Annotated in this window: 24 protein-coding genes; 18 read left to right on the plus strand and 6 right to left on the minus strand. The window is 47.5% G+C overall.

The window, feature by feature from the left end; genetic code table 11:
• The first annotated feature begins 29 nt into the window (after positions 1 to 29).
• The 3 genes from K7R10_RS09710 (at position 30) to K7R10_RS09720 (ending at position 3,619) form a co-directional block, all read left to right on the plus strand.
• Positions 30 to 1,697, plus strand: a complete 1,668-nt coding sequence (locus K7R10_RS09710; protein ID WP_224484512.1) for a serine hydrolase domain-containing protein — start codon at positions 30 to 32, stop codon at positions 1,695 to 1,697.
• Positions 1,698 to 1,931: 234 nt separating this feature from the next.
• Positions 1,932 to 2,285 (plus strand): zinc ribbon domain-containing protein YjdM, encoded by a 354-nt coding sequence (locus K7R10_RS09715; protein WP_224484513.1) that lies wholly within the window; start codon positions 1,932 to 1,934, stop codon positions 2,283 to 2,285.
• A 137-nt stretch (positions 2,286 to 2,422) separates the two neighbouring features.
• Positions 2,423 to 3,619 (plus strand): LETM1-related biofilm-associated protein, encoded by a 1,197-nt coding sequence (locus K7R10_RS09720; protein WP_224484514.1) that lies wholly within the window; start codon positions 2,423 to 2,425, stop codon positions 3,617 to 3,619.
• On the opposite strand, the gene K7R10_RS09725 is transcribed toward K7R10_RS09720, so the two are convergent.
• The 4 genes from K7R10_RS09725 to K7R10_RS09740 are packed head-to-tail and all read right to left on the minus strand — an operon-like array spanning position 3,620 to position 6,445.
• Positions 3,620 to 4,375 (minus strand): LytR/AlgR family response regulator transcription factor, encoded by a 756-nt coding sequence (locus K7R10_RS09725; protein WP_224484515.1) that lies wholly within the window; start codon positions 4,373 to 4,375, stop codon positions 3,620 to 3,622.
• A 12-nt stretch (positions 4,376 to 4,387) separates the two neighbouring features.
• Entirely contained in the window at positions 4,388 to 4,723 is a 336-nt protein-coding gene (locus tag K7R10_RS09730) for a 2TM domain-containing protein (RefSeq protein ID WP_224484516.1), read from the minus strand.
• A 32-nt stretch (positions 4,724 to 4,755) separates the two neighbouring features.
• Entirely contained in the window at positions 4,756 to 5,067 is a 312-nt protein-coding gene (locus K7R10_RS09735) for a 2TM domain-containing protein (protein WP_224484517.1), read from the minus strand.
• 19 nt (positions 5,068 to 5,086) lie between these two features.
• Positions 5,087 to 6,445 (minus strand): 2TM domain-containing protein, encoded by a 1,359-nt coding sequence (locus tag K7R10_RS09740; protein WP_224484518.1) that lies wholly within the window; start codon positions 6,443 to 6,445, stop codon positions 5,087 to 5,089.
• Positions 6,446 to 6,716: 271 nt separating this feature from the next.
• Between K7R10_RS09740 and K7R10_RS09745 the strand changes: the two genes are divergently transcribed.
• From K7R10_RS09745 to K7R10_RS09765, 5 genes are all read left to right on the plus strand, one after another.
• Entirely contained in the window at positions 6,717 to 7,775 is a 1,059-nt protein-coding gene (locus K7R10_RS09745) for a S66 peptidase family protein (protein ID WP_224484519.1), read from the plus strand.
• Positions 7,776 to 7,812: 37 nt separating this feature from the next.
• Positions 7,813 to 8,313, plus strand: a complete 501-nt coding sequence (locus tag K7R10_RS09750; RefSeq protein ID WP_224484520.1) for a GNAT family N-acetyltransferase — start codon at positions 7,813 to 7,815, stop codon at positions 8,311 to 8,313.
• 53 nt (positions 8,314 to 8,366) lie between these two features.
• Positions 8,367 to 9,167, plus strand: coding sequence for a Dabb family protein (locus K7R10_RS09755; protein ID WP_224484521.1), 801 nt, complete (start codon positions 8,367 to 8,369; stop codon positions 9,165 to 9,167).
• A gap of 66 nt (positions 9,168 to 9,233) precedes the next feature.
• A complete protein-coding gene (locus tag K7R10_RS09760; RefSeq protein ID WP_224484522.1) occupies positions 9,234 to 10,352 on the plus strand; it encodes a pyridoxal phosphate-dependent aminotransferase in 1,119 nt (372 codons plus the stop codon).
• A gap of 6 nt (positions 10,353 to 10,358) precedes the next feature.
• Positions 10,359 to 10,823: a GNAT family N-acetyltransferase gene (locus K7R10_RS09765; RefSeq protein WP_224484523.1), complete on the plus strand. Its 465-nt coding sequence runs from the start codon at positions 10,359 to 10,361 to the stop codon at positions 10,821 to 10,823.
• A 50-nt stretch (positions 10,824 to 10,873) separates the two neighbouring features.
• Here K7R10_RS09765 and recQ read toward each other — a convergent pair whose 3' ends face one another.
• Complete coding sequence (gene recQ, locus K7R10_RS09770; protein WP_224484524.1) at positions 10,874 to 13,075, minus strand: DNA helicase RecQ; 2,202 nt, start codon at positions 13,073 to 13,075, stop codon at positions 10,874 to 10,876.
• A gap of 87 nt (positions 13,076 to 13,162) precedes the next feature.
• On the opposite strand from recQ, the gene K7R10_RS09775 reads away from it, so the two are divergent.
• From K7R10_RS09775 to lptB, 4 genes are all read left to right on the plus strand, one after another.
• Positions 13,163 to 14,128 carry a KpsF/GutQ family sugar-phosphate isomerase gene (locus tag K7R10_RS09775; RefSeq protein ID WP_224484525.1) on the plus strand — a complete coding sequence of 322 codons (966 nt, stop codon included), beginning with the start codon at positions 13,163 to 13,165 and terminating at the stop codon, positions 14,126 to 14,128.
• Entirely contained in the window at positions 14,128 to 14,958 is an 831-nt protein-coding gene (gene tatC / locus K7R10_RS09780; RefSeq protein ID WP_224484526.1) for a twin-arginine translocase subunit TatC, read from the plus strand. The genes K7R10_RS09775 and tatC overlap by 1 nt, the downstream gene beginning before the upstream one ends.
• A complete protein-coding gene (locus K7R10_RS09785) occupies positions 14,951 to 15,307 on the plus strand; it encodes a carboxymuconolactone decarboxylase family protein (protein WP_224484527.1) in 357 nt (118 codons plus the stop codon). Before tatC ends, K7R10_RS09785 begins: the two co-directional genes overlap by 8 nt.
• Before the next feature lie 99 nt (positions 15,308 to 15,406).
• Positions 15,407 to 16,147, plus strand: coding sequence for an LPS export ABC transporter ATP-binding protein (lptB, locus tag K7R10_RS09790; protein ID WP_224484528.1), 741 nt, complete (start codon positions 15,407 to 15,409; stop codon positions 16,145 to 16,147).
• On the opposite strand, the gene K7R10_RS09795 is transcribed toward lptB, so the two are convergent.
• A complete protein-coding gene (locus K7R10_RS09795; RefSeq protein WP_224484529.1) occupies positions 16,144 to 16,902 on the minus strand; it encodes a CDP-alcohol phosphatidyltransferase family protein in 759 nt (252 codons plus the stop codon). The genes lptB and K7R10_RS09795 overlap by 4 nt on opposite strands.
• Before the next feature lie 140 nt (positions 16,903 to 17,042).
• Between K7R10_RS09795 and lnt the strand changes: the two genes are divergently transcribed.
• The 6 genes from lnt to secA all read left to right on the plus strand — a co-directional run bounded on the left by lnt (position 17,043) and on the right by secA (position 25,553).
• Positions 17,043 to 18,629 (plus strand): apolipoprotein N-acyltransferase, encoded by a 1,587-nt coding sequence (lnt, locus tag K7R10_RS09800; protein WP_224484530.1) that lies wholly within the window; start codon positions 17,043 to 17,045, stop codon positions 18,627 to 18,629.
• A gap of 48 nt (positions 18,630 to 18,677) precedes the next feature.
• Positions 18,678 to 20,540, plus strand: a complete 1,863-nt coding sequence (locus tag K7R10_RS09805) for an ABC-F family ATP-binding cassette domain-containing protein (RefSeq protein ID WP_224484531.1) — start codon at positions 18,678 to 18,680, stop codon at positions 20,538 to 20,540.
• 2 nt (positions 20,541 to 20,542) lie between these two features.
• On the plus strand, positions 20,543 to 21,073 hold the full coding sequence (locus K7R10_RS09810; RefSeq protein ID WP_224484532.1) for a hypothetical protein: 531 nt from the start codon (positions 20,543 to 20,545) through the stop codon (positions 21,071 to 21,073).
• 76 nt (positions 21,074 to 21,149) lie between these two features.
• On the plus strand, positions 21,150 to 21,725 hold the full coding sequence (locus tag K7R10_RS09815) for a cob(I)yrinic acid a,c-diamide adenosyltransferase (protein WP_224484533.1): 576 nt from the start codon (positions 21,150 to 21,152) through the stop codon (positions 21,723 to 21,725).
• A 153-nt stretch (positions 21,726 to 21,878) separates the two neighbouring features.
• Positions 21,879 to 22,100: a DUF2795 domain-containing protein gene (locus K7R10_RS09820; protein ID WP_008612884.1), complete on the plus strand. Its 222-nt coding sequence runs from the start codon at positions 21,879 to 21,881 to the stop codon at positions 22,098 to 22,100.
• An 87-nt stretch (positions 22,101 to 22,187) separates the two neighbouring features.
• Positions 22,188 to 25,553, plus strand: coding sequence for a preprotein translocase subunit SecA (secA, locus tag K7R10_RS09825; RefSeq protein WP_224484534.1), 3,366 nt, complete (start codon positions 22,188 to 22,190; stop codon positions 25,551 to 25,553).
• Positions 25,554 to 25,631 lie beyond the last annotated feature (78 nt).

Consider the following 25,631-nt stretch of genomic DNA (forward strand, 5'->3'; position numbering starts at 1 on the left):
AGAAAGTAACCATCCCATTGAATCATATCATGAAACCATCATTCAACATTTTCATAATCATTAGTCTCTTACTCACTTTTGCGACTGCCGCCGGTCAATCAGGAAAACTCTCAGCCATCGATCCCATATTCGACGAATGGAACCATACAGATACCCCGGGAGGAGCTGTAGGTATCGTTCAGAACGGTGAGCTGATCTTTGCCAAAGGTTATGGTATGGCAGACCTGGAGCATGATGTGAAAATAACGTCCTCCTCTGTTTTTTATATCGGTTCGGTTTCCAAACAATTTGTGACATTTTGTATTCTCCTCCTGGAAGAGCAGGGCAAACTGGATCTCGATGTGCCCATTCAGCGTTACCTTCCCGATTTTCCTGAATACGATGCTGAGTTGACCTTACGCCATTTTATCCACCACACCAGCGGGGTGCGGGACTACCTGACCTTAATGAATCTGCAAGGCAAAAGTTACCTCGATGAAGTCGATGAAGAGGAGGTGTATGAATTGATCAAACGCCAAAAAGAACTGAACTTCACTCCCGGAGAAAAATACCTGTACAGCAATTCCTGCTATTTTATGCTGGCGATGGTAGTGGAAAAGGTCTCAGGGGAACCGATAAGAGAGTTTGCCGACAAACATGTCTTCAAACCTCTGGGAATGAAGAACACCCAATTTTATGACGACAATACAAAGCTGATAAAGAACCGGGTTTTCAGTTACCGGTTCCAGGGTCCTGGAAAGGGATATGCGAATACGATCATGCGATTTGACCTTGTTGGGTCAGGAGGAGTGTACTCCACTGTCGAAGACCTTTTCCTCTGGGAGCAGAATTTTTATCAAAACAAACTTGGTAAGGGCACACAGGCAATCATTGAGAGAATGCACGAGGAAGGCCTGTTAAATAACGGTAAGAGCAGTGGTTATGCTTTCGGATTGGTGAATGGTGATCATAAAGGTTTAAAAACCGTTAGTCACAGCGGCTCTTTGGCCGGTTATCGCGCTAATTTGCTCCGGTTCCCGGAGGAACGGTTTTCTGTTATCATTCTCTCTAATCGATCTGATTCAGATCCCTCCCGTAAGGCCTACCAGGTGGCAGATTTCATGCTACATGACAGATTAGAGGAAAAGATCATAACCGAAACAAATGAAGATGTACCGGTCATTTTCTCCCTTGAACAGATCAAAGGGAATTATTCCGTTGGGCCGGGCAGCTCTGTTGAGATCGGGATCAGTGACGGGAAGCTGGAGGTTTATCAGCCCTGGGATAAGAAAAGATACCATCTTAAAAATATCAGAGATAATATTTACCATAGCCTGAAGGATTTCAACCGATTCTTTGAGTTTTCAGATCTGCAAAACGACAAGACACAATTACTTACCATTGAGGCCGGTGGAAAGTTTTACGAATACCCCAGAAAAACAGAAATCAAAGCGGTCGAATTCGATCCCGACGATTACCCCGGCAACTTTTATAATGATGAAATACAAAGTACTTTCAGCATCACCCACGATAATGATGGCCTGAAAATTCAGGCGCTGAAAGATCAGCCCAGAGGTCTGATTGCTACCGATACTGATTTATTCGTGATAAAAGGTAATTTGGGCACGATACAATTTTACAGGAGAAGGGGTAAGATAAAAGGATTTAAGTTCGATACCGGCAGGGTTAAGAATCTGAAATTTGAGAAAAGCCGATAGACAAAGCGTACGCTGACCTTAACGTATCGAAAAGAATTTGATAAATACACGGAGCTTCTCAAAGTTGATTTGGCTTTCTGCAGTCTGCACTAAGCCCCTCCCTCGCCATAACATCTAAGCACGCTAAGAAATCAGCACTACTGAACAACTGTAGCATGCGGTATTTTTCACTACTTTCGCAGCCTAATCCTGCCGGTACCATCAAATACTCCGGCCTCTTAAAACGATCCCGTCATGTCTGATGAAATGAAAGCTTGTCCGCAGTGCGAGTCACCCTATGGTTACTTCAAGACCATGAATCTCTATGCCTGTCCTGAATGCGGCCATGAATGGGATCCCGAAGCCGAAGCCGAGAAACAGGCTCAGGAAGAACAGTTACAGGTAACCGATGTAAACGGAAACCCTTTGCAGGATGGCGATTCGGTTATCGTGATCAAAGACCTGCCCGTGAAAGGAGCCCCCAATCCCGTCAAGGCGGGTACCAAGGTAAAGAACATTCGCCTGGTCGAAGGCGACCACGATATCAGCTGCAGGATCGAAGGTTTCGGTGCCATGGGTCTGAAATCTGAGTTCGTCAGGAAGGCCTGACCGCCCAAACCATCGGTCTATTTCATCTTTGCTGCCCGTACAGCCCCTTCCCTGCGGATAAAACACCGGGCTTTTCTTAACAGGTATTTTCCCTTCCCGGATTTATTGTATATTACAATCCTTTTTTTGCTCATATCATGAATCCATCAGCACAAGGCTGGATCGACAAACTGGGGCGCACCCTAACCGATAAGCCCATCGAGAATATTGACCTGGAGGGTTTCTACCCGGAACTCCGGTCCCTGGGCTTTATCTACGGAAGTAATATAGCGGCCCCTTCCCTGATCGATACCCCGGCAGACCTGACAGCCGATGAGCTGGCCAAGATCAACCTGGTAACGGCCCTGTTCGTGAGCTTCAGGTACCACCAGAATTCAGCCGATACTTCTCGATTTTTAGAGGCACTTCTCGATTTTTACAACGAGGTGAACACCAGCCACCAGACCTTCTTCGACCGGCTGATACCCGAAAAGAAGATCTCCCATAAGCTGGAGCGCCTCATACACCGCAGGGTAGAGATCGATGACAATCTTTTCACCCGCAGCTTTAACCCTGCCCTGACCAACTCGTTGCTTTTTATCGATGTGCTGGGCTTTGACCGCTACCTGAGAGGCAATGGCAGCCCTACAGAGAATACCGCCCGAATGGAGCGGGTCATTATGACCCTGACCTACCGTACCCTGAGAAGAAAGAAGCATCAGACCGCCTATGATGCAAAACTGCTGAGACTCTTCGAAGCCTCTGTGTATTATCAGGTCGACTTTCAGCCTACCGATACGGCACAATACCTGCGGGACCTGAATTCGGGATTCAATACCCTTGAAAAGAAATACCTGCTCGACCTGGCCGCCATGGCCTCATGGACCGATACGGTTTCTCCCGAGGAGACCCGGCGATTTGTTTCAAAAGTCGCCTCCCTGATGCGGCTTGACCTCAATGCTGCCCATGATTCACTTGAGAATATGGAGACCTTCTACTCGCGCTACCGCGATCGTGCCCTGATCTTTAACAACGCCCATCCAATTCAGCAGTTCTATGACAATTCGACCCAGCTGGTTCGCAAACTGATCAACCGCAATAAAAAAAGGCTGATCAAGGAGATCTCGAACAGCCGTGAATTGCTTTACCTGATCAGTAAGTCTGCCCAGCAGGAACTGAGCCCGGAAGAGAAAAAACGCATGAAAAACCAGTTACTCGATATCTTTAAGACCATTCCTTCGCTCGCGATCTTCGCGCTTCCCGGCGGGGCCATCCTGCTGCCGATCTTTGTCAAACTGATACCGAGTTTGCTCCCATCTGCTTTTGACGACAATCGCATCGAAAAAGAGCTCTGATCAGCTGAGCCATTCCTTGAAGTCCCTGACCCTATCACGACTCACAATCACCTGGTGCTCGTCGAAATTTCGCAATTTCAGCTCCAGCCTTGAATTCGTATAGGCGACGATATCCTTGATGGCATCTACATTGACGATATGCTTGCGACTTACCCTGAAGAACCGGTCTGGCGGCAGTTCATCTTCGAGGGTTTCGAGCGTATCTTCCAGCAGGTAGTTGCGCGACTCTTCGGTATAGGCATAGGTACCCTTATCCTGGCTGTAAAAACACTCGATCTCATCGGTACCGATCAGCTTGATGTGTTGCCCGATCTTCACGGTGAAGCGCTTTTTGTAATCCCGCACCACCGGGTTCACCAGCAGTTTTTTGATGTCTTCGAACTCCAGGGTGAGCTGCTGCTGTTTTCCGGCCAGTCCGCGGTACTTTTCCACAGCCGCCTCCAGCTCTTCCTTGTCGATGGGCTTCAGCAGGTAATCGATACTATTGAGCTTAAAGGCCTTTAAGGCATACTCGTCGTAGGCCGTGGTAAAGATGATCGAACTTTTGACATCTACCTGTTCAAAGATCTCGAACGAGAGGCCGTCGCTGAGTTGAATATCGAGGAAGATCAGGTCTGGATCTTGATGATTGTTAAACCATTCCAGGGCTTCTGCCACCGAATGCAGTTCGGCAGACACCTGGACTTCGAAACCTTCGAGCAGGCGCTTCAGCCGGCGGGCAGCAGGCGCCTCATCTTCGATAATTATTACGTTCATAGTAAAAGTTTATTATTCTGTTCCTGAATTTGCGAAACCCTGTTCTTCCTCACGCTTCATGATCTCCTTGATTTTGCGTTCTTCCCAGTCTTTTCCGAACAGGAGCTGCAGCCCGAAAATTTGCCAGGTGTGGATCAGGATAGCTACTCCCCAGCCGAAGAAGGAACCGAAAAAGATCCAGTTACCCACGTGCATTTCGTAAAGTTCCAGAATAAAAGTATTGACGAACAGGAAACTTTGCACTACGATAAAGACACCCAGGTGCCAGTAATATCCCTTTAACTCTTCCACACGTTTTTTCGCCTGTTCATAGCGAAGGTTTTCAGAGTATGTATCATGTTTATCCATAATTGAAGTCTCTTTTTTACAGGTTTGTCATTTTATTCCCAACGGGTGCCTTCTGCTCCTTTTTCTTCTTCGTTCATGAATTCCTGAATCTTTCGCTGCTCCCAGTCCTTATTAAAGAAAGGATTCCAGTTAAAGGTTCGTGCGGCGTGAAAGAACACGCCCAAGCCCCACCCTCCGGCGGCCCACAGGAACCAGGGGTAGCGCCATTCGTTGGTATAATAGTTCAAAATCGCCAGAAAGGTGATCACTACGATATAGGAAGTAAGATTCCCATAAAAACCTTTGATCTGTTCCACCTTTTGCTTGGCTCTTAAATACCGGTCTTCTTCGCTGAATTTTTCCATGATTTTAATTATTTTTTGGTTATTTGTTTTTGTTTATTCCCGTCTCTTTTCCGCTATAAGACTCCTCCATCAGTTGCCTTATCTTTCGTTCTTCCCATCGCTTGCCCCAGAGCGGGTTGTAGCCGTATGCCTCGAGCCCGTGTGTGATCACCCCAAAACCCCATCCCAGGACGGGAAAGATGACCCAGGGGAAATTAGAAGTTTTGTAGTTCAACCAGGCAAGAAAAGGTATGATGACCAGGTAAGAAGCAAGATTACTGTAGAACTTCTTCAGAGTTTCTACCCTCTTCTTCGCCCGTTCAAAGCGCTTCTGATCAATACTTATTCGCTGTACATCGCTGGCCTTGACCTGTTTTGAAAGCAGTGGAAGATACACTCTGAACTCCTGACGGTCTTTTTCAACCTGTACCTTCCTTCGGGTGAGCAGCTGGTAACGTTGTTTGATATTCTGCAACCCGATCCCGTTGCCCCCGCCTATGACCTCCCTGGTTTGCAGGTTATTGGAAACCATGAGATAGTCATCTTTTTCCTCGATCTTTATATGCAGTGGCAGAGCCGGGGAAACCCGGTTATGTTTCACTGCATTCTCCAGCAGCAATTGCAGGCTGAGCGGCACCACTTTGAGATCAGGATCGCTGGCACGGACAGGGATCTCACAACTGACTCCCTTTTCAAAGCGCATTTTTACCAGTGCCATATAGGAACGCGCAAAACGCAGTTCTTCGTCAAGGGGTACCAGCTCTTTGTTCTTCTGTTCCAAAACATAGCGGTAGACCTTAGAGAGTCCGGTGGTGAAATCCTGGGCGGCATCGGGATTCTCTTCGATCAGGCTGCTCAGTACGTTCAGGCTGTTAAAGAGAAAATGCGGATCCAGCTGGTTCTTCAGTGCGTCGAACTGGGCCGTAGCGGTTCCGGCGATCATTTTCTGCTGTTCTACCTGTGAATCTTTTTTATGCTTGTAATAGTAGAAGAGAAAGAAAAGGCTCACGATCACCACAGATACCAGGAAAGGCATCCAATAATTGATAGGGTGTTCTGAGCTGAGAAATTCATCCAGGCTTTTGCTCTTCAGTGTAAGCGAATAGATACCGCGAAGCACGAAAATACAACTAAGGGTTACCACCGAAGAGACACCAACAGCCCGTAACCATGTGCGCCAGCTGTATTGGGCACTCTCCTCTTCAGGCATCACCCTTCGTATAGCGGCCCAGTTGGCAAAATACAGGGTGATCGAAAAGATCTCATCTACGATAAAGGAACGCAGGATATGTGCTGCATCTAACGATCCGTTTATGTAAAACTCGATCCCGGTAAAAAGGATAAAGATCGCGAACCCGATCAGAAAGGCTCTTATAAAATGTTTGATATATATGTTCATGTCTTAAAACTTAAATTAAAGGTATTAATTTTCAGCACAGCCTTCGAGGCTTTCCGTATCACTTACAGCAAGACCGTGACCAGGTACTGTATGAATTCTGCTAATTGTAATGCTAAAGCTGCCATAATTATTGATTTACAGGAACAAAGATGGCAGGTAAAAGCCCCGGGGCGAAATCTGATCTACCGAATTGTCATTTCAGGGGGATGAATTGTAGGAAGTTTAGTATTTTCACCTCTGAACCCCCGGAAAATATCAATTTAACCCGATCATGATCAGAAGAAATTTCATTCGCCTTTCAGCCATTACCGGTCTTTCTGCCGTGGCAGCACCTTCATTAATGGCTGCCCGCCGTCACCAAAGTCATACCCCCGAAAAGATACTCCCACCTGCTCTTTCATTGGGAGACCGGATCGGACTGGTCGCCCCGGGATATGCGCTTTCAGACCAGCAATTCCAAAAGACCCTTGACAACCTGAAAGCCCTCGGCTTTGAACCGGTCTATACCGATCGCATCAGAGGGCAGCACGGATACCTCAGCAATACAGATGAGGCCAGGGTAGCCGATATTCACCAGATGTTCGAAGACCCCAACATCGACGGGATCCTCTGCGCGCGGGGAGGTTACGGATCGACCCGTATACTCGATATGATCGATTACGAGCTCATACGTCAGCATCCGAAAGTATTCACAGGCTTCAGCGACATCACCGCCCTGACCAATGCGATCACCGACAGAACAGGGCTTATCACCTTTCACGGCCCGGTGGGAACCACCCTTGAGAGTGCCTACAGCCGGCAATATTTCGAACAGGTACTGGGCACGCCCGAAACACGACAGGAATTGCTTCCCGCATTGCTTTCCGCGGAAAATAAAGAAGAAGATCCCGCCTATGAACGATATGTGATCTCTGAAGGAAAGGCATCGGGAGCACTCTGCGGGGGGAATCTCTCGCTGCTGGCTGCCATGACCGGAACACCCTACGAACCCGATTATACCGGTAAGATCGTATTCATCGAAGAGATCGAAGAAGATCCCTATCGCATCGACCGTATGCTCACACAACTCCTGCAATCGCCTACCTTCAGCAAGTGTGCCGGGCTGGCCCTGGGTATCTTCGCAGGCTGTGACACACCCGACAATCCGTTATCATTTTCCTTAAAAGATGTGCTCACCGACCGCCTCGGGCAACTCAATGTTCCGGCGGCCTATGGGTACTCGATCGGTCATATCGATGATAACCTGACCCTTCCGGTGGGATGTCGTGCCACGATCGATACCGGCAGCTGGAACATCGTACTGGAAGAAAGCTGCGTGTCAACGAATTAGAGACACTGCGTTGCCATATTTTGTGTACCTTTAATGTATGATTTTCAGTACCGAAAGGCTATATACCCGTAAACTGCTCAAGAGTGACCTGGCGCGCTATCATCGCATGCAAAATGACCAGCAGGTAATGAAATATGTGGGAGGTAAGACCTTCTCTCTGGAAGAGAACATTAAAGACCTTGAAAATCTTATCGGATTCTATAACAAACCCAAAAACGATTTCTGGGTCTGGGCCGTGGTTGAAAAAGAAACCGATGACTTTGTCGGTACCTGTGCCATCGTAAGCAACAAGAAAAAAGAAGAAGAGATAGGATACCGCCTGCTGAAACAATACTGGGGTAAGGGGTACGGAAAGGAAGTGACCAACGGGCTGATCAAATATGCCTTCGAGGTTATGAAGATCAGGGAGATCGTCGCCTATGTCGATAAGGAAAATGTCTCTTCTGTAAGAATACTGGACTCTACCTTCAAATTCATCAAGGAATTCTATAACGAAGAAGACAACTGCATCGATCGCTATTACAAATTATCCAACTAATTCAAAGCATCAGATGTCAGTCTAACCATAAACCCTTAAAAACAACCCGACACATGTTATCACCCAACTCACTTCTGAAGTTATTATTCGCTGTACCGGCACTTCTGCTGTTCACCCTGACCGGTTGCCAGCCGGAACAGGATGCCGAACTCGACACTGTAAACCTGCTCAATGAATACCGGGAAGCCCTGGGCAGTAAATCGGCCGAGAACGTGGCCGATATTTTTCATGACGATGCCGTGCTGCTCGCTGAGGGAACCAACCCCATCAGAGGGCGGGAAGCGATCATCGAGCATTTCAGACAGATCGAAGACCTCGATTTCAACGAAGATTTCAAGGTTCAGGAGATCATCAAATCGGGAGAATACCTCATCGTGGAAACCGATAACATCGGTTCCTGGAGCGATCCTGAATCGGGAGCGTCAGGTGAATTTAATGTTAAAGGACAGATGATCCTGAAAAAGAACCAGGAGGGTGACCTGAAAATCTTCAGGTATACCTACAACAGCAATGCTCCTGAAGGAATGGAGGGAACAGCCATGATAGACGGCAACTTCAGCCATTCTGTCTATATCTGGTTAACAGACGATGATGAAGCCCTGAGAACAGAATTCAAAAAAGCTCTGGATGATTTTATCGGTCAGTCTCAATATATCTCTTCCGTCTTCATAGGAACCCCTGCCGGTACGGAACGCGAGGTGGTCGACAACTCTTACGACTACGCCTTGATCGTAACCTTCGAGTCTGAAGAGGCCCATCAGCAATACCAGGAAGAGGAAGCGCATGACCACTTCAGAGAAACGACCAAAAATATGATCGATCGCATTCAGATCTATGATGCGATAAGACCCTGAAAAAAGCTTAGCGTCTGATTAATAATAATTTGTACATTTAAGGACCACAACCAAAAAACTAGCATCATGGAAAGACGTGACTGGCTCCGATCGGCAGCCCTCAGCGGTGGTTTTGCCCTTATGGGCGGCTTAAACCCTGCCCTGGCACTAACCAAGGAAGAAATTCGTAAATATCATCCACGTCCTTTTGAAGGACCGATAAGACTGAGTTCTAACGAGAATCCGTACGGACCTTCGGAAAAGGTGAGAAAAGCCATCACAGATTCTTTTAATGAAGCCTGCCGTTATCCCTATGCTTATATGGATGAGCTGGCCGTTATTCTGGCCGAGAAAGAAGGCGTTACTCCCGACCATATCATCATCACCGGCGGATCTACCGAAGGACTGAAGATCACCGGTATCACCTATGCTGCAAACGGGGGTGAGATCATTGCCGGGCAGCCCACTTTCCTGGCCATGATGAGTTATGCCAAACAGTGGGGTGGAAACGTAAAATGGGTGCCCGTAAAGGAAGATATGAGTTACGACCTGAAAGGTGTCTACGAAGCGATCAATCCTAAGACCAAACTGGTTTTCCTGTGTAATCCGAACAATCCCACCTCTACGGTGCTTCCCAAGGGAGACCTGATGAAATATGCCGAAGCGATCAGTGATGAGACCATGCTGTTCAGCGATGAAGCCTATTACGATTATATCGAACTGCCCGATTACCCTTCGATGGTCGAGCTGGTTAAAAAAGATAAGAACGTTATTGTTTCCCGAACCTTTTCTAAGGTCTACGGAATGGCCGGACTCCGCATAGGCTACCTTATCGCCAAACCCGAGATCGCCGAGAAGATCAGGAAGAATGTGGTGGCGTTCACTAATGTACCCGCTGTTCAGGCGGCTAAGGCAGCCCTTGAAGATAATGAGTTCTATGAATTCAGTTTACAAAAGAACAGGGAAGCTAAAAAAATGATCTGTGATACCCTTGACAGTCTGGAACTGCCTTATGTTCCCTCACATACGAACTTCATTTTCTTTAAGTCAGGACAACACATATCGAAATTACACCAGGCCATGCTCGATAAGGGCGTACGGGTCGGAAGACCCTTTCCTCCCTTCTTCGAATGGTGCCGAATAAGTACCGGCACCCTGGAAGAGGTTGCCCTGTTTAACAATGCCATGATGGAAGTTTACAGTTAGGACCCGATGCACTTTACCACCTGCCACCCTGAACACCTGGAAGACCTGGCCCGGATCTGTGCCTCTGAGCTTGGCAACTACCATTACTGGATCCAGCGCCTTGACGGCTATCTGAACCTCGAAGGAAATACACAATTCGCCAGGAACAAGCGCATCGTGTATGTAGCGGTTGAAAAAGGAAAACCTGTTGGATTTATAGCAGGACACCTGACCTCGCGATGGGAATGCGACGGAGAATTGCAATGGTTCTTTTGCCACTCAGCGTTGAACCGAACTTTCACTACCGAAAAACTGTTCACTTTAATGAGAAACTGGTTTGTTAACCAGGGCGTCAAATCGGTCTGTGTGAATGTGGAACCCGACAATTACCGAATACGTGATCTTTACAGCAGCTTTGGAGCCAAGGTCCTGAACGATCAATGGCTGATCTGGAAGAACATCAAACGCAGGCAAAAACACCGGTCTGCCTGATTCTTCGAAGGTGAAGATAATGGTACCCAACTCTAACAGGAAAGAACGATTTAATTGGCCACATCACTGATAAACTTGATGCGGTACAACCGCAACTCTTCATCTTCGTAATCACCGTCGAACTCTTCCATGGCATCTGAGATCTTATCGGTATCGGCCTCAAGGAAATAATCGTGCAGTTCTTCCTGCTGGTCTTCATCGAAAACTTCATCGATCCAGTAATCGATATTCAGTTTGGTACCCATATAGACGATCTGCTCCATCTCCTTGATAAGGTCTTCCATGGTGAGACCCTTGGAGGAAGCGATGTCATCAAGAGGTAATTTCCGGTCGATGTTTTGAATAACGTAGAGTTTCAGGGCCGAATTCGCCCCTGTTGATTTCACGACCAGGTCATCAGGCCGTTCGATATTGTTTTCTTCAACGTATTTGGCGATCAGGTCCAGGAAGGGTTTCCCGTATTTACGGGCCTTACCTTCTCCCACTCCGTGAATATTCTTCAGCTCTTCAATATCGACAGGATATTTCAGTGCCATATCTTCCAGGGAAGGGTCCTGAAAGATCACAAAGGGGGGTACTTCGAGTTTCTTAGCCTCTGACTTACGCAGGTCTTTCAGCATTTTAAGAAGTGCTTCATCGGCCACATTGCCGCCTCCCTTTTGTGCCGTGATCACCTTATCATCGTTTTCGGCCTCGTAGCTGTGATCTTCGGTCATCATAAAAGACTGCGGATTTTTCAGGTACTCCTTACCCGCTGCCGTAATATGCATCACCCCGTACTTCTCTATTTCCTTTCGAACCAATCCGGCAACCATGATCTGCCGCAAGAGCGCCATCCAGTATTTGTTGCTCTTTTCCTCCCCTATCCCGAAAACCCCGGTCTCTTCGACCCTATGGGCATTGATCAGGGCGTTCGACTTTCCGATCAGGGTATTGACGATCTCTTTGGCCTTGAATTTTTCTTTGGTCTTTTTGATCACCTGCAGGATCTTCTGCACATCGTCTTTTGCCTCATGCTTCTTTTTGGGGTGACGAACGTTGTCATCCAGTTCTGCACCCTCCCCGAACTCCTCATCGAATTCTTCACCGAAGTAATGCAGGATGAACTTTCTGCGTGACATGGATGTCTCAGCATAGGCTACCATATCCTGCAGCAAAGCGTGACCGATCTCCTGTTCGGCTACCGGTTTTCCACTCATAAATTTTTCCAGCTTCTCTATATCCTTATATGAATAGAAGGCCAGGCAATGACCTTCGCCCCCGTCGCGACCCGCACGACCGGTTTCCTGGTAATAGCTTTCAATACTCTTGGGAATATCGTGGTGGATCACAAAGCGTACATCGGGCTTATCGATTCCCATACCGAAGGCAATGGTCGCCACGATCACATCGACCTCTTCCATCAGGAACATATCCTGGTGCCTGGCACGGGTTTTAGCGTCCAGTCCGGCATGATAAGGCAACGCATTGATCCCGTTTACCTGCAGGGTTTGTGCGAGCTCTTCCACCTTTTTCCGGCTCAGACAGTAGATAATACCCGATTTTCCCTGGTTCTGTTTCACGAACCGGATAATATCGGCTTCCACGTTCTTGGTCTTGGGCCGTACCTCGTAATAAAGGTTAGGCCGGTTGAACGACGCCTTAAACACCTCGGCTCCGCTCATCCCCAGGTTCTTGAGTATATCTTCCTGTACCTTGGGCGTTGCGGTGGCTGTAAGTGCCACGATGGGAATATCATCTCCCAGGCGTTCTATGATGGTTCTGATGTTTCGGTATTCAGGTCTGAAGTCATGCCCCCACTCAGAGATACAGTGAGCCTCGTCTACGGCAACGAACGAGATCCTGATCGTTCGCAGAAAATCTACGTATTCTTCTTTGGTCAGGGATTCCGGCGCCACGTACAGCAGTTTGGTAACACCGCTTTTAATGTCACTCATTACCTGGTTCACTTCGGCTTTGGTCAGCGAAGAATTCAAAACATGGGCGATACCCTGATTATCTGAAATACCCCTGATAGCGTCTACCTGATTTTTCATCAGGGCGATCAGTGGTGAGATTACGATGGCGGTCCCATCTTTTACCAGGGCGGGCAGCTGGTAACATAACGATTTACCCCCGCCTGTGGGCATGATAACAAATGTATTTTGATCTTCAATAACATTCCTGATAACTCCCTCTTGCAGCCCTTTAAACTGACTGAATCCGAAATACTTCTTCAGCGCAGCGTGCAGGTCAATTTCAGCCGTACTCATCCTATCGTTTTACAATTTTATATACATTTGCACTATTTAAAGATAAAACAAACCTTTTGGTAATACAAACTTCTTAAATTTTTAAAATTGACCAAAAAACATGCGATCTTAAACGATGCCATCGCTACGATAAAAAATGAAGGAGAAGCCATTAATCACCTGGCGAGCCTGATCGATGACGAATTTGCCGAAGCCGTCGATTGCATCTACCGATCGAAGGGCCGGGTCATTATTACCGGTATCGGAAAAAGCGCCATCATTGCCACCAAGATTGTAGCCACGCTGAACTCTACGGGTACCCCTGCGATTTTCATGCATGCCGCAGATGCCATTCATGGAGACCTGGGAACCATACTTCACGATGATGTAGTGATCTGTATCTCCAAAAGCGGGAACACCCCCGAGATCAAGGTATTGGTACCTCTGATCAAAAGCGGTCCGAACAAGCTGATCGCCATTACGGGGAACAGGGATTCCTTCCTGGGGAAACAGGCCCACTTTGTATTGAATTCCTTTATCGAAAAAGAAGCCTGCCCGAATAACCTGGCGCCAACCACCAGTACCACCGCACAGCTGGTCATCGGTGACGCGCTGGCGGTTTGCCTGTTAAATCTCAGGGGCTTCAGTTCAAAAGATTTTGCCAAGTACCACCCGGGAGGCTCCCTGGGTAAAAAGCTCTACCTGAGAGTTGAAGATATCTCTTCGGTTAATATGAAGCCACAGGTGAACCCTGACTCAGATATTAAAGATGTGATCGTCGAGATCTCTGAAAAGATGCTGGGGGTTACCGCAGTGGTTGAGAACGGCTCTCTAATCGGGATCATCACCGATGGAGATATCAGGCGCATGCTTAAAAAACACGATAACATTTCCGGCCTTACCGCCAGGGACATTATGACTACCGGCCCTAAGACCGCCCCGCATAATATGCTGGCCGTCGATGCACTTGACCTGATGGAAGCCAACAATATCTCTCAGCTGCTGGTCGATCGCAAAGGAGCATATGACGGGGTCATTCACATTCATGACTTAATCAAAGAAGGTATTATTTAATGGCAGATCAATCGACTACCCAGGAAATGTCATTTCTGGACCACCTCGAAGAATTGCGGTGGCACCTGATACGCGCCACGCTTGCGGTGGTCATCATCGGTATTTTGGCCTTTATAGCCAAAGATTTCATTTTCGACACCATACTGTTTGGTCCTAAAAGGGCTGAGTTCCCCACCTACCGCTTCTTCTGTTCGGTATCACAAACCCTGGGGCTGGACGAGTCTTTCTGTGAAGGACCCCAGTTTCGAATTCAGTCACGACAAATGGCCGGTCAGTTCAGTGCACACATCTGGACTTCGATCTGGGCCGGTTTTATCCTGGCCTTCCCCTATGTGCTCTACGAAATGTGGAAGTTCATAAGTCCCGGGCTTTATGAGAACGAACGAAAGAATGCGCGCGGGTTCATCTTTATCGCTTCCCTGTTGTTCTTTTCCGGGGTATTGTTCGGGTATTATATCATATCACCACTTTCGATCAACTTCCTGGCCAATTACCAGGTGAGTGAAGAGGTATTCAACGATATTGACCTGGCCTCCTACATCGGAACGGTCAGGGCTTCGGTGATCGCCTGCGGACTGATCTTCGAGCTGCCCATCATTATTTATTTCCTGACCAAGGTAGGCCTGGTAACACCCGAAATATTGCGTAAATACAGAAAGATCGCCCTCGTTTTGGTGCTGATACTTTCGGCGATCATCACTCCGCCCGACGTGGCCAGCCAGATCGTGGTGGCCATACCGGTACTGATACTTTATGAAATAAGCATATTTATTTCGAAAGCCGTATTGAAAAAAGAAGAAAGACAACTTAAAAAGATGAAAAATGGCTGATCAGGTAACTGAATTCAACGAATATCGTTCCAGGATGAACGATAAGATACTCAAAGATAACAACAAGGTCATCAAGCGTATCTTCAACCTTGACACCAATGCCTTCGCAGAGGGGGCGCTGGACAAAAAGACCAAGGAACTCCTCGGGCTCACCGCCTCAATGGTGCTCAGATGTGACGACTGCGTGCGCTATCACCTGGGAAGCTGTTATGAATCAGGTCTCACCAAGGAACAGGTGGTTGAGGCGCTGAGTATCGCACAGCTTATCGGTGGCACCATCGTGATCCCTCATCTGAGAAGGGCTTACGAATATTGGGAAACCCTTGAAGAAAGAGGTTCGGCCAAATAGGCGACTTCTAATGTTTTTATAAAATCTTAGCTAATCGCCGGGAATTGGTTACTTTTGAACCTGTCCCGGTCAGATTCTTACCGGTAAAAACGAACGCTTTTGAAACTACGCGCTGAAAACATCATGAAGTCCTATAAAGGACGAAAAGTAGTGAAAGGTATTTCCCTGGAAGTGAACAAGGGAGAGATCGTGGGACTGCTCGGACCCAATGGGGCCGGTAAGACCACCTCTTTCTACATGATCGTGGGACTGATCAAACCCAACGGGGGAAAGATCTTCCTCGATCAGAAAGAAATCACCTCCTACCCCATGTATAAAAGGGCTCAGAACGGGATTGGCTACCTGGCCCAGGAGGCATCGGTATTTCGAAAACTCAGTGTGGAAGACAATATTCTGAGCGTTTTACAGCTCACCGACCTCAGCAAGGAGGAGCAGCAGGAGAAGCTGGAATCCCTACTGGACGAGTTCAACATCGGTCATATCAGGAAGAACCGCGGAGACCTGCTCTCAGGAGGGGAACGCCGCCGAACCGAGATCGCCCGTGCCCTGGCCACCGACCCCAGTTTCATTCTGCTTGACGAACCCTTCGCAGGTGTAGACCCCGTAGCGGTCGAAGACATTCAGCGTATCGTGGCTCAGCTTAAAAAGAAAGACATCGGGATTCTTATCACCGATCACAATGTACAGGAGACCCTGGCCATTACAGAACGTTCGTACCTTATGTTCGAGGGCAGCATCCTGAAATCAGGTATCCCCGAAGACCTGGCTGCCGATGAGATGGTACGTAAGGTCTATCTGGGTCAGAACTTCGAATTGCGAAAAAGGAAGCTGGAATTCTAAACCACCTGCCCTTCACGGGTATTTCCTGCCAGTGACAATATCACATACAATACTATAATTAACGGGATAGCCGTAAAACGCAGACCCAGCAGCAATACCAGGCTCAGCAGGAGAAAAAATATGCGCAACCGGTTCCCTTTCAGTTGAAAATGCTTGAACTTCAAAGCAAAAAGCCGTACCGGGGCATTCAGCATCCACGTGCTGGCTATGGTTATCGCAATCAGGAACCATTTATTGAGTATCAGGTTTTCGGCCCACACACTGGGCTGATAGGTCAGAATCAGAGGAAGTGACAAGATAAACAAGGCATTGGCCGGAGTGGGTAAGCCCACAAAAGAGTCTACCTGGTCTTCGTCGATGTTAAAGCGCGCAAGTCTCCAGGCCGAGCCCATCGTAATGGCAAAGCCCACGAAAGGTAAAAGGGAAGCGCCGCTGTCAATGGCCGACTGTTCAGCTGAACCTTCCAGTGCCCAGGTAAAGGTCTGAGTACCCAAGGCCCTGTTGAATAGCTGAAACATCACGATACCGGGCACCAGTCCGCTTGTTACCATATCGGCCAGCGAATCAAGCTGCAAGCCCATCTCGCTTGGAACCCGTAGAATTCGTGCTGCGAAACCGTCAAAAAAATCGAAGATGATACCGAGAAAAACAAAGATCGCTGCCAGTTCCAGTTCATCCTGTACCGCCAGAACAACTGCCACCGAGCCACTGAAAAGATTTAGCAGGGTTACAAAATTGGGTATATGCTTTCTCATGAAATAAACTTTACGTAAAAATAAACACTTCCCTACATTTCCCGCATTATTGCCCATTAAATTCCGAAATAACACACCTCATTTCGACGAAAACATGCACAATATTGAGGATTATTAATATTAGCCGTTATTTTTGTCTCATGAAGAACAATTATTTGCTGGCGTTGCTTTCAGGCTGCCTGCTGGCCGTTTCATGGCCTACCTACGGCATCCCTTTATTCGCATTTATCGGGTTCGTTCCCCTGCTACTGGCAGAACGTCGAATCAGAACATCAAACCTGCATCGCAGAGGCTTCAAGGTCTTTCTTAGCACCTATCTCGGACTCCTGATCTGGAACAGTGTGACCACCTGGTGGATCTGGTATTCCACCCCCTTCGGGATGTTCTTCGCCCTGCTGGTCAACACCTTGCTGATGACCTTCATCTTCATGTTATATCACTTTGTGGCGCGCAGGCTTCCGCAGAAGATACACCTGGTATTCTTACCTGCGATCTGGATCGCTTTTGAGAAATTTCACCTGAACTGGGATTTTTCCTGGCCCTGGCTCAACCTGGGCAATGTATTTTCAGAGTATATCAGCTGGATACAGTGGTACGAGTACACGGGAACCTTCGGGGGGGCTCTCTGGATTTGGATCATCAACATCGGGATCTTCCGAACCGTGGTCAAGGCACGTGAAAATAAGAACAGAAGAGTCTTGACCATAGGCGTGGCGCGAAATGTCATGGGCATCGCCATTCCCATCATATTATCGATGTTTCTTTTCTATAATTATCAGCCTTCCGAAGAAAAAGCCGAGGTGATCGTGGTTCAACCCAATATCGATCCTTACACCGAAAAATACGACCGCTCCAATGTCGAATACGCACGGCTGATCGATGAAATGACCCGTGATGCCATCGACGAAGAAACCGATTATATCGTGGCTCCTGAAACCGTACTCGCCCAAAACAGTTCGATCGACCTCTTTGATTCGAGCAGGGAGAAAAAGATCCTGCAGTCGGTCATCGCACCCTACCCCGGGCTGCACCTCATACTGGGTGCCGATTTTCACCGTTTCTATAATTCCATCAACAAACCCACTTCTACCGCCAATGCCTTTCAAGATGGCCGGTGGTACGATGTATACAATGCAGCCGTTCAGATCGACGGATCAACGGTGAGCCCGAAATACATCAAATCAAAACTGGTGGTCGGCGTAGAGAACTTCCCCTTTAAATCTGCACTCGAACCACTACTGGGAGATATTATGCTGAACCTGGGAGGAACGGTAGCCAGCAGGGCGGTACAGCCTGAACGCTCGGTGTTTCAATCAAAAGACCAAAACTATGCCGCAGCCCCCATTATCTGTTACGAATCGGTCTATGGAGAATATGTCACTGAATACGTGAGTAAGGGAGCAAACTTCCTGGCTATCATCACCAATGACGCCTGGTGGTCTGACACCCAGGGGCACCAGCAACACCTCAGCTATGCCCGGCTTCGAGCCATAGAGAATCGCCGTAGCGTGGTACGGTCTGCCAATACAGGGATCTCTGCCCTGATCGACGAAAGAGGGCAGCTCATCAAAACCCTGGGCTATGAAAAACAAGGTATTCTGAAGGGAGATATCACCATCAACAACGACCGGACCTTCTATGTAAGATATGGTGATTATATCGCCCGCTTATCCGTTCTGATCGCAGGCATGGTGCTGCTTTTTGCCATCGCCAGAAAAAAGCAGTAGGGTCACGCGTATCTCTGAGATTATGCGTTATTTTGCAAAAAAGACGCCTTGAACCTATTATCTGTTGAAAATATTGCCAAATCGTATGGCGAACGAGTGTTGTTCAGCGACATCTCATTCGGTATCAACCAGGGGCAAAAAGTAGCCTTTATTGCCAAGAACGGTACCGGAAAAACTTCGATGCTCGACATCCTCACCGGCAGGGATATGCCTGACGAGGGACAAGTGGTGACCCGTAAGGGCATCAACCTTGCCTATCTTCCGCAGGAACCGGACCTGGACCCGACCCTTACCGTGGAACAGACCATTTTCGCCTCTGACAACGAGGTGCTGAAGATCATCAGGGAATACGAACAGGCCTTGCTTCACCCGGAAGACACAGAGAACTACCAGAAAGCCTTTGAGAAAATGGAGGCCACCAATGCCTGGGATTTTGAAACCCGCTATAAACAGATCCTGTTTCAGCTGAAACTGGAACAACTCGACCAGAAGGTATCAAAACTTTCAGGAGGACAGAAAAAGCGACTGGCCCTGGCCGCCACGCTGCTCAACAATCCTGACCTGCTCATACTGGATGAACCTACCAACCACCTCGATCTGGAAATGATCGAATGGCTGGAAGATTTCTTTGCACGCGAGAACCTGACACTTTTCATGGTCACCCACGACCGCTATTTTCTCGAACGGGTCTGTAACGAGATCATCGAACTGGAGAACAAGCAGATCTACCAGTACAAGGGAAACTATTCGTATTACCTCGAAAAGAAAGATGCCCGGGTGGCAGCCGAGCAGGCTTCGACCGAAAAGGCAAAGAACCTTTACAACAAGGAACTGGAATGGATGCGACGCCAGCCAAAGGCCCGAACGACCAAATCCAAATCCCGCATCGATGACTTCTACACCATCAAGGAAAAGGCGCATCAGAGGCGAAAAGAACACCGGGTACAACTGGAGATCAATATGGAGCGCCTGGGAAGCAAGATCGTCGAGTTTCACAATGTTTCAAAATCGTTCGGTGACAAGACCATGCTTGACCACTTCGATTATACCTTTAAAAAAGGGGAAAGAGTCGGGATCATCGGGAAGAACGGTACCGGAAAATCCACCTTCCTGAACATCCTTACCGGAAGCCTGGAGCCCGATGGAGGAAAAGTGGTGACCGGTGACACTGTCAAGTTCGGCTATTATACCCAAAAAGGACTGCCGATCAAAAAGGAGCAGAAAGTGATCGAGGTCATCAAGGAATTCGGAGAATACATCCCCCTGACCAAAGGGCGGCAGATCTCCGCCTCACAGTTGCTGGAACGCTTTCTGTTCGACCGTAAAAAACAATACGATTTTGTTGAAAAACTTAGTGGTGGTGAGCTTAAACGGCTTTATCTGTGCACGGTGCTGATTCAGAACCCGAACTTTCTCATACTTGATGAGCCTACCAACGACCTTGACATCGTTACCCTGAACGTACTGGAAAACTTTTTGCTCGACTACCCGGGATGCCTGGTGGTGGTTTCGCACGACCGGTACTTTATGGACAAGATCGTAGATCACCTCTTTGTATTCAGAGGCGAGGGTAAGATCGAAGATTTCCCCGGAAATTATTCCGACTACCGCATCTATGACAGCAGTAAAGAAGAGGAAAGTACTTCAACGGCTGAAAGCAAGGAAAAGAAGAACTGGAAAAAAGATGCCAATTCTGCCCTGAATTACCAGGAACAAAGGGAGTTCAAAAAACTGGAGCGGGAGATCAAAAAGCTGGAAGAGGAGAAGAAATCGGTCGAAGCCCGTTTTGCCACCGGAGAACTGGAAGGAGGCGATATCGATGAAACCGCCATCAGCCTGCAGGAGATCATCGACCAGATCGATCAGAAAACAGAACGTTGGTTCGAGCTCTCCTTAAAAATGGAATCCTGAAAATGACCATCAGTACCCGCTGCTACCGTTTAGGCAGTCGCCTGCGATTTCTCTTAAAAGCCGGAGATGAACACGGGGTGCACTCCCCATTCATGTTTGAGCTGGTCGATAATCATTTGAACAAGGCCTCAGAGCTTCCCCTGCACCCTGCTTTAACCCAAACAGCCTCACAGTGGCCTCTTCACAGGCGCCTGGCCATCAATGCTGTAATAACCCACCTGGATCCAGCCATACCCCTGCTCTGCCTCTCGAAGGAAAACCTGGAGACGATCACAGAGATCAATCGTGTTTTCTACCTCTCCCCTGCACTACTGTCAGAATTGAAGACCGATGAACTTTATTTCCTCAAGAAGAACCTGGGACTGAACAGCAGCCTGGTATTCGGATCGCCTTATGAGAACCCCTCATCTGCCAAAAACTGGAAGAAGTTCTGTGACAGCTTACCAAAAGGTGTTATACTTGACACCTGGCATGCAGCGGTTTTCTTTAAAAGAGAAAGGCAGGCAGATGAGTATTTTGCCGTTCGCTTTTGAAGTAATAACGAGCAGATTTTTGAAGAAAAGAAGAATTTGTCTATAATACACTAAAATTCAGACCTAAAGAATAGCTATGAAGATATACACTAAGACCGGAGATAAAGGACAAACCGCACTGTTCGGAGGCGAGCGCGTTCCCAAACATCACATAAGGATCGAAAGTTACGGTACCGTCGATGAGCTGAACTCCTGGGTAGGGCTTTTAAGAGACCAGGATATCGACGGGGAACTCAGCACCTTTCTTACCGATATTCAGGATCACCTCTTTGTAATGGGAGCCATACTGGCAACACCTCCTTCTAAGGAAGAACTGAAGAGCGGCAAGAAGCGGCTGGACATTCAACGAATAGAAGAGCATCATATCGAAATGCTTGAAGAGGCGATCGATAAGATGGACAGTGAGTTACCCGAAATGACACATTTCGTATTACCCGGAGGACATCAAACCGTGTCATATTGTCACATAGCAAGAACCGTATGCCGAAGAGCCGAGCGACGGGTAACGCATCTCAATGAAAATGAACCGGTTGAAGAGATCCTGATCACCTATCTCAATCGCTTATCTGACTACCTTTTTGTACTGGCACGAAAATTGACCTACGATTTAAAGGCGGAAGAAATACGGTGGATTCCTAAAAAGTCAAGATAATTTTTCGTAAGTTATGAGGACTGGAAGTTCATAAATTCTGTTTTATTTCGCTGAAAATGACGTTCTTACAAATAATTTGCATTTAATATAGAATTTACTTGACTTTTTCCAATTAAAATTTATTTTTGCACAAACTTAAAAATCAAATAGCAGATGTATTGGACTTTAGAATTAGCATCTTATCTGGATGATGCGCCCTGGCCAGCCACAAAAGACGAGTTGATCGACTATGCTATTAGAACAGGCGCCCCATTAGAGGTTGTAGAAAACCTGCAGGCTATGGAAGACGAGGGAGATATGTATGAATCGATCGAAGAGATCTGGCCTGATTATCCTACAGAGGAAGATTACCTCTGGAACGAGGACGAATATTAACAACGACATTAACATTATAAAAGCGGAAAAGTCTCTTAAGAGGCTTTTTTTTTGCTTAATTTTGACTTTTAATTTTTAGACCTAAGCATGAGTTTTTTAAATTCAGTAATCAAGATATTCGTTGGTGATAAAGCGAAAAAAGACGTAAAAGAACTGCAGCCGATCGTCGATAAGATAAAATCTTTCGAAAAATCGATCGCTTCGCTTTCCAACGATGAACTTCGAGCTAAAACAGCACAATTCAAAGAACAGATACAACAAGCCCGGGCTGATTTCGACAAGCAGATCGAAGCCCTTAAAAAAGAGGCTGAAGATACTGATATCGACCGAAAGGAAGCCATTTATACCGAGATCGACGGTCTGGAAGATCAGGCTTATGAGGCGACCGAGAACACGCTGAGCGAAATTCTTCCTGAGGCTTTCGCTGTGGTTAAGGAAACCGCACGCCGCTTCACCGAGAATGAGACCCTCAGGGTTACAGCCTCCGCTTTCGATCGTGAACTTTCAGGAGAGAAAGACTATGTGAGCCTTGAAGACGATAAGGCCATCTGGCAGAATTCATGGGATGCCGCCGGAAAAGAAGTGACCTGGGATATGATTCACTACGATGTTCAGCTCATCGGTGGTATCGCCATGCACCAGGGTAAGATCGCAGAGATGCAGACAGGAGAAGGTAAAACCCTTGTGGCCACCCTTCCTGTATATCTCAATGCTCTTACCGGGAAAGGAGTGCACCTGGTTACCGTGAACGATTACCTGGCACGAAGGGACAGTGCGTGGATGGCACCCATTTTCGAATTCCACGGACTTACAGTCGACTGTATCGACAATCACCCGCCTAACTCGGCCGGAAGAAGAAAGGCCTATGCATCTGATATCACTTACGGAACCAATAATGAATTCGGTTTCGATTACCTGAGAGATAATATGGCTCACAGTCCGAATGACCTGGTACAACGACCGCATAATTATGCCATCGTCGATGAGGTTGACTCGGTTCTGATCGATGACGCCAGAACACCCCTGATCATTTCAGGACCTGTACCTCAGGGAGATCGTCATGAATTCAATGAACTGAAGCCAAAAGTGGCCGATTTGGTCAAGCTGCAGCGTCAATACCTGACCGGGGTACTGGCGGAAGCAAAAAAACTGATCGCCGCGGGCGACACCAAAGAAGGTGGATTCCAGTTATTACGCGTTCATCGCGGACTTCCCAAAAATAAAGCTCTTATCAAATTCCTGAGTGAAGAAGGAGTGAAACAACTGCTGCAGAAGACAGAAAACTTCTATATGCAGGATAACAACCGGGAAATGCCCAAAGTTGATGAAGCCCTCTGGTTTGTCATCGATGAAAAAAGCAATTCCATTGAGCTCACAGATAAAGGGATCGAACACCTTTCAGGAGACGGTGATCCTGATTTCTTTGTGATGCCTGATATCGGTACTGAGATCGCCTCTATCGAAAATAAAGAACTGCCGGTTGAAGAAGAAGCTGCACTAAAGGAAGAACTATTCAAAGATTTCGCCGTAAAGAGCGAACGCATCCACACCATGAACCAGCTTCTCAAGGCCTATACCCTATTTGAGAAAGACACCGAGTACGTGGTAATGGAAAATAAGGTCATGATCGTAGATGAACAGACCGGACGTATCATGGAAGGGCGTCGTTATTCAGACGGTCTCCATCAGGCCATCGAAGCCAAGGAGAACGTGAAGATCGAGGCGGCCACCCAAACCTTTGCCACCATCACCCTCCAGAATTATTTCAGAATGTACCGCAAGCTTTCGGGTATGACCGGTACGGCCATTACCGAAGCGGGTGAGTTCTGGGAGATCTATGAACTCGATGTGATGGAGATCCCTACCAACAGGCCGATCGCCAGGGATGACAAAGAAGATCTTATCTATAAGACCAAGCGCGAGAAATACAACGCGGTGATCGAAGATATCGTTAAGCTCGTTAACCAGGGAAGACCTGTTCTGGTCGGTACCACCTCGGTTGAGATCTCTGAGCTGCTTTCAAAAATGTTATCGATAAGAAAGATCAACCATAATGTACTGAACGCGAAACTGCATAAAAAAGAGGCCGATATCGTTGCTGAGGCCGGAAAGGCAGGAATCGTTACCATCGCTACCAATATGGCAGGTAGGGGTACCGATATCAAGCTCTCGAAAGAAGTGAAAGATGCAGGTGGTTTAGCGATTATCGGTACAGAAAGACACGATTCCAGAAGGGTCGACAGACAGCTTCGCGGACGTTCAGGACGTCAGGGAGATCCGGGATCTTCACAGTTCTACGTATCTCTTGAAGATAACCTGATGCGACTGTTCGGTTCTGACCGGGTAGCCAAAATGATGGATAAAATGGGACTGGAAGAAGGTGAGGTCATTCAGCATTCGATGATGACCAAGTCTATTGAAAGAGCCCAGAAAAAGGTAGAGGAAAACAACTTTGGTATTCGTAAGCGACTGCTCGAATACGATGATGTGATGAACGCCCAGCGTGAGGTGGTCTACAAGAGACGCCGTCACGCCCTGCAAGGGGAAAGGCTGAAGGTCGATATCGCCAATATGATCTTCGACACCTGTGAAGCCATTGCTGAGACCAATAAATCGGCCAATGACTACAAGAACTTCGAGTTCGAGCTGATCAAGTACTTTGCCATCACCTCTCCGGTTACAGAAGAAGAGTTCAAAAAGATGAATGAACTCGAGATCGCCTCAAAGGTTTATAAGGAGGTCTACGCTCACTACCAGCAGAAGATGAAGCGAAGTGCCTTGACGGCATACCCTGTGATCAAGAATGTATACGAGAACCAGGGAGACAAGTTCGAACGTATCGTGGTACCGTTCACCGATGGGGTTAAAACCCTGAAAGTGGTGACCAACCTGAAAGATGCTTACGAATCTGAGGGTGAAAAACTCATCAGCGACTTTGAAAAGAATATCACCCTGGCCATCATCGATGAAGCCTGGAAGAATCACCTTAGAAAGATGGACGAGCTGAAACAATCCGTTCAGCTGGCCGTTCACGAACAGAAAGACCCGTTACTGATCTATAAGTTCGAAGCTTTTGAACTTTTTAAAGAGATGATCGACAAGGTAAACAGGGACGTGATTTCCTTCCTCTTCAAAGGTGAACTGCCTACCCAGGATACCAACAACATCCAGGAGGCCCGTGAGGTAAAGAAAAAAGAGGACTACCGCACCAGTAAGGAAGAAATTCCTAACAGCGATGAGCTGGCGGCTCAGAACAGGGCTGCAGGTCAGCAGACCGGAGGTCAGAGACCACAGGTAACAGAAACCATCGTTCGTGAAAAACCCAAAATCGGAAGAAACGAAAGGGTTACCATCAAGAACGTTATGACAGGTGAAAATAAGACCCTCAAATATAAACAGGCCGAGCCTTTAATAGATAAGGGAGACTGGGTATTGATCGAAGACGAGCAATAACTGTCAGGGGCTTAGACCTTTATAGAAAGCCATTAAAAAAAGCGGTAGCAATTTCCCATTGTTATCGCTTTTTTAGTT

Source organism: Robertkochia aurantiaca, assembly GCF_020166495.1.
Taxonomy (GTDB): Bacteria; Bacteroidota; Bacteroidia; order Flavobacteriales; family Flavobacteriaceae; genus Robertkochia; species Robertkochia aurantiaca.

Bases quoted from the DNA above. Each gene is read 5' to 3' on its own strand.
- K7R10_RS09785 (WP_224484527.1), top strand. From the start codon at position 14,951: ATGGCTGATCAGGTAACTGAATTCAACGAATATCGTTCCAGGATGAAC.
- K7R10_RS09725 (WP_224484515.1), bottom strand. From the start codon at position 4,375: ATGAACGTAATAATTATCGAAGATGAGGCGCCTGCTGCCCGCCGGCTG.
- K7R10_RS09820 (WP_008612884.1), top strand. From the start codon at position 21,879: ATGTATTGGACTTTAGAATTAGCATCTTATCTGGATGATGCGCCCTGG.
- K7R10_RS09710 (WP_224484512.1), top strand. From the start codon at position 30: ATGAAACCATCATTCAACATTTTCATAATCATTAGTCTCTTACTCACT.
- K7R10_RS09740 (WP_224484518.1), bottom strand. From the start codon at position 6,445: ATGAACATATATATCAAACATTTTATAAGAGCCTTTCTGATCGGGTTC.
- K7R10_RS09755 (WP_224484521.1), top strand. From the start codon at position 8,367: ATGTTATCACCCAACTCACTTCTGAAGTTATTATTCGCTGTACCGGCA.
- K7R10_RS09815 (WP_224484533.1), top strand. From the start codon at position 21,150: ATGAAGATATACACTAAGACCGGAGATAAAGGACAAACCGCACTGTTC.
- K7R10_RS09810 (WP_224484532.1), top strand. From the start codon at position 20,543: ATGACCATCAGTACCCGCTGCTACCGTTTAGGCAGTCGCCTGCGATTT.
- secA (WP_224484534.1), top strand. From the start codon at position 22,188: ATGAGTTTTTTAAATTCAGTAATCAAGATATTCGTTGGTGATAAAGCG.
- recQ (WP_224484524.1), bottom strand. From the start codon at position 13,075: ATGAGTACGGCTGAAATTGACCTGCACGCTGCGCTGAAGAAGTATTTC.
- K7R10_RS09750 (WP_224484520.1), top strand. From the start codon at position 7,813: ATGATTTTCAGTACCGAAAGGCTATATACCCGTAAACTGCTCAAGAGT.
- K7R10_RS09735 (WP_224484517.1), bottom strand. From the start codon at position 5,067: ATGGAAAAATTCAGCGAAGAAGACCGGTATTTAAGAGCCAAGCAAAAG.
- K7R10_RS09795 (WP_224484529.1), bottom strand. From the start codon at position 16,902: ATGAGAAAGCATATACCCAATTTTGTAACCCTGCTAAATCTTTTCAGT.
- tatC (WP_224484526.1), top strand. From the start codon at position 14,128: ATGGCAGATCAATCGACTACCCAGGAAATGTCATTTCTGGACCACCTC.
- lnt (WP_224484530.1), top strand. From the start codon at position 17,043: ATGAAGAACAATTATTTGCTGGCGTTGCTTTCAGGCTGCCTGCTGGCC.
- K7R10_RS09745 (WP_224484519.1), top strand. From the start codon at position 6,717: ATGATCAGAAGAAATTTCATTCGCCTTTCAGCCATTACCGGTCTTTCT.
- K7R10_RS09730 (WP_224484516.1), bottom strand. From the start codon at position 4,723: ATGGATAAACATGATACATACTCTGAAAACCTTCGCTATGAACAGGCG.
- K7R10_RS09715 (WP_224484513.1), top strand. From the start codon at position 1,932: ATGTCTGATGAAATGAAAGCTTGTCCGCAGTGCGAGTCACCCTATGGT.
- K7R10_RS09765 (WP_224484523.1), top strand. From the start codon at position 10,359: ATGCACTTTACCACCTGCCACCCTGAACACCTGGAAGACCTGGCCCGG.
- K7R10_RS09720 (WP_224484514.1), top strand. From the start codon at position 2,423: ATGAATCCATCAGCACAAGGCTGGATCGACAAACTGGGGCGCACCCTA.
- K7R10_RS09760 (WP_224484522.1), top strand. From the start codon at position 9,234: ATGGAAAGACGTGACTGGCTCCGATCGGCAGCCCTCAGCGGTGGTTTT.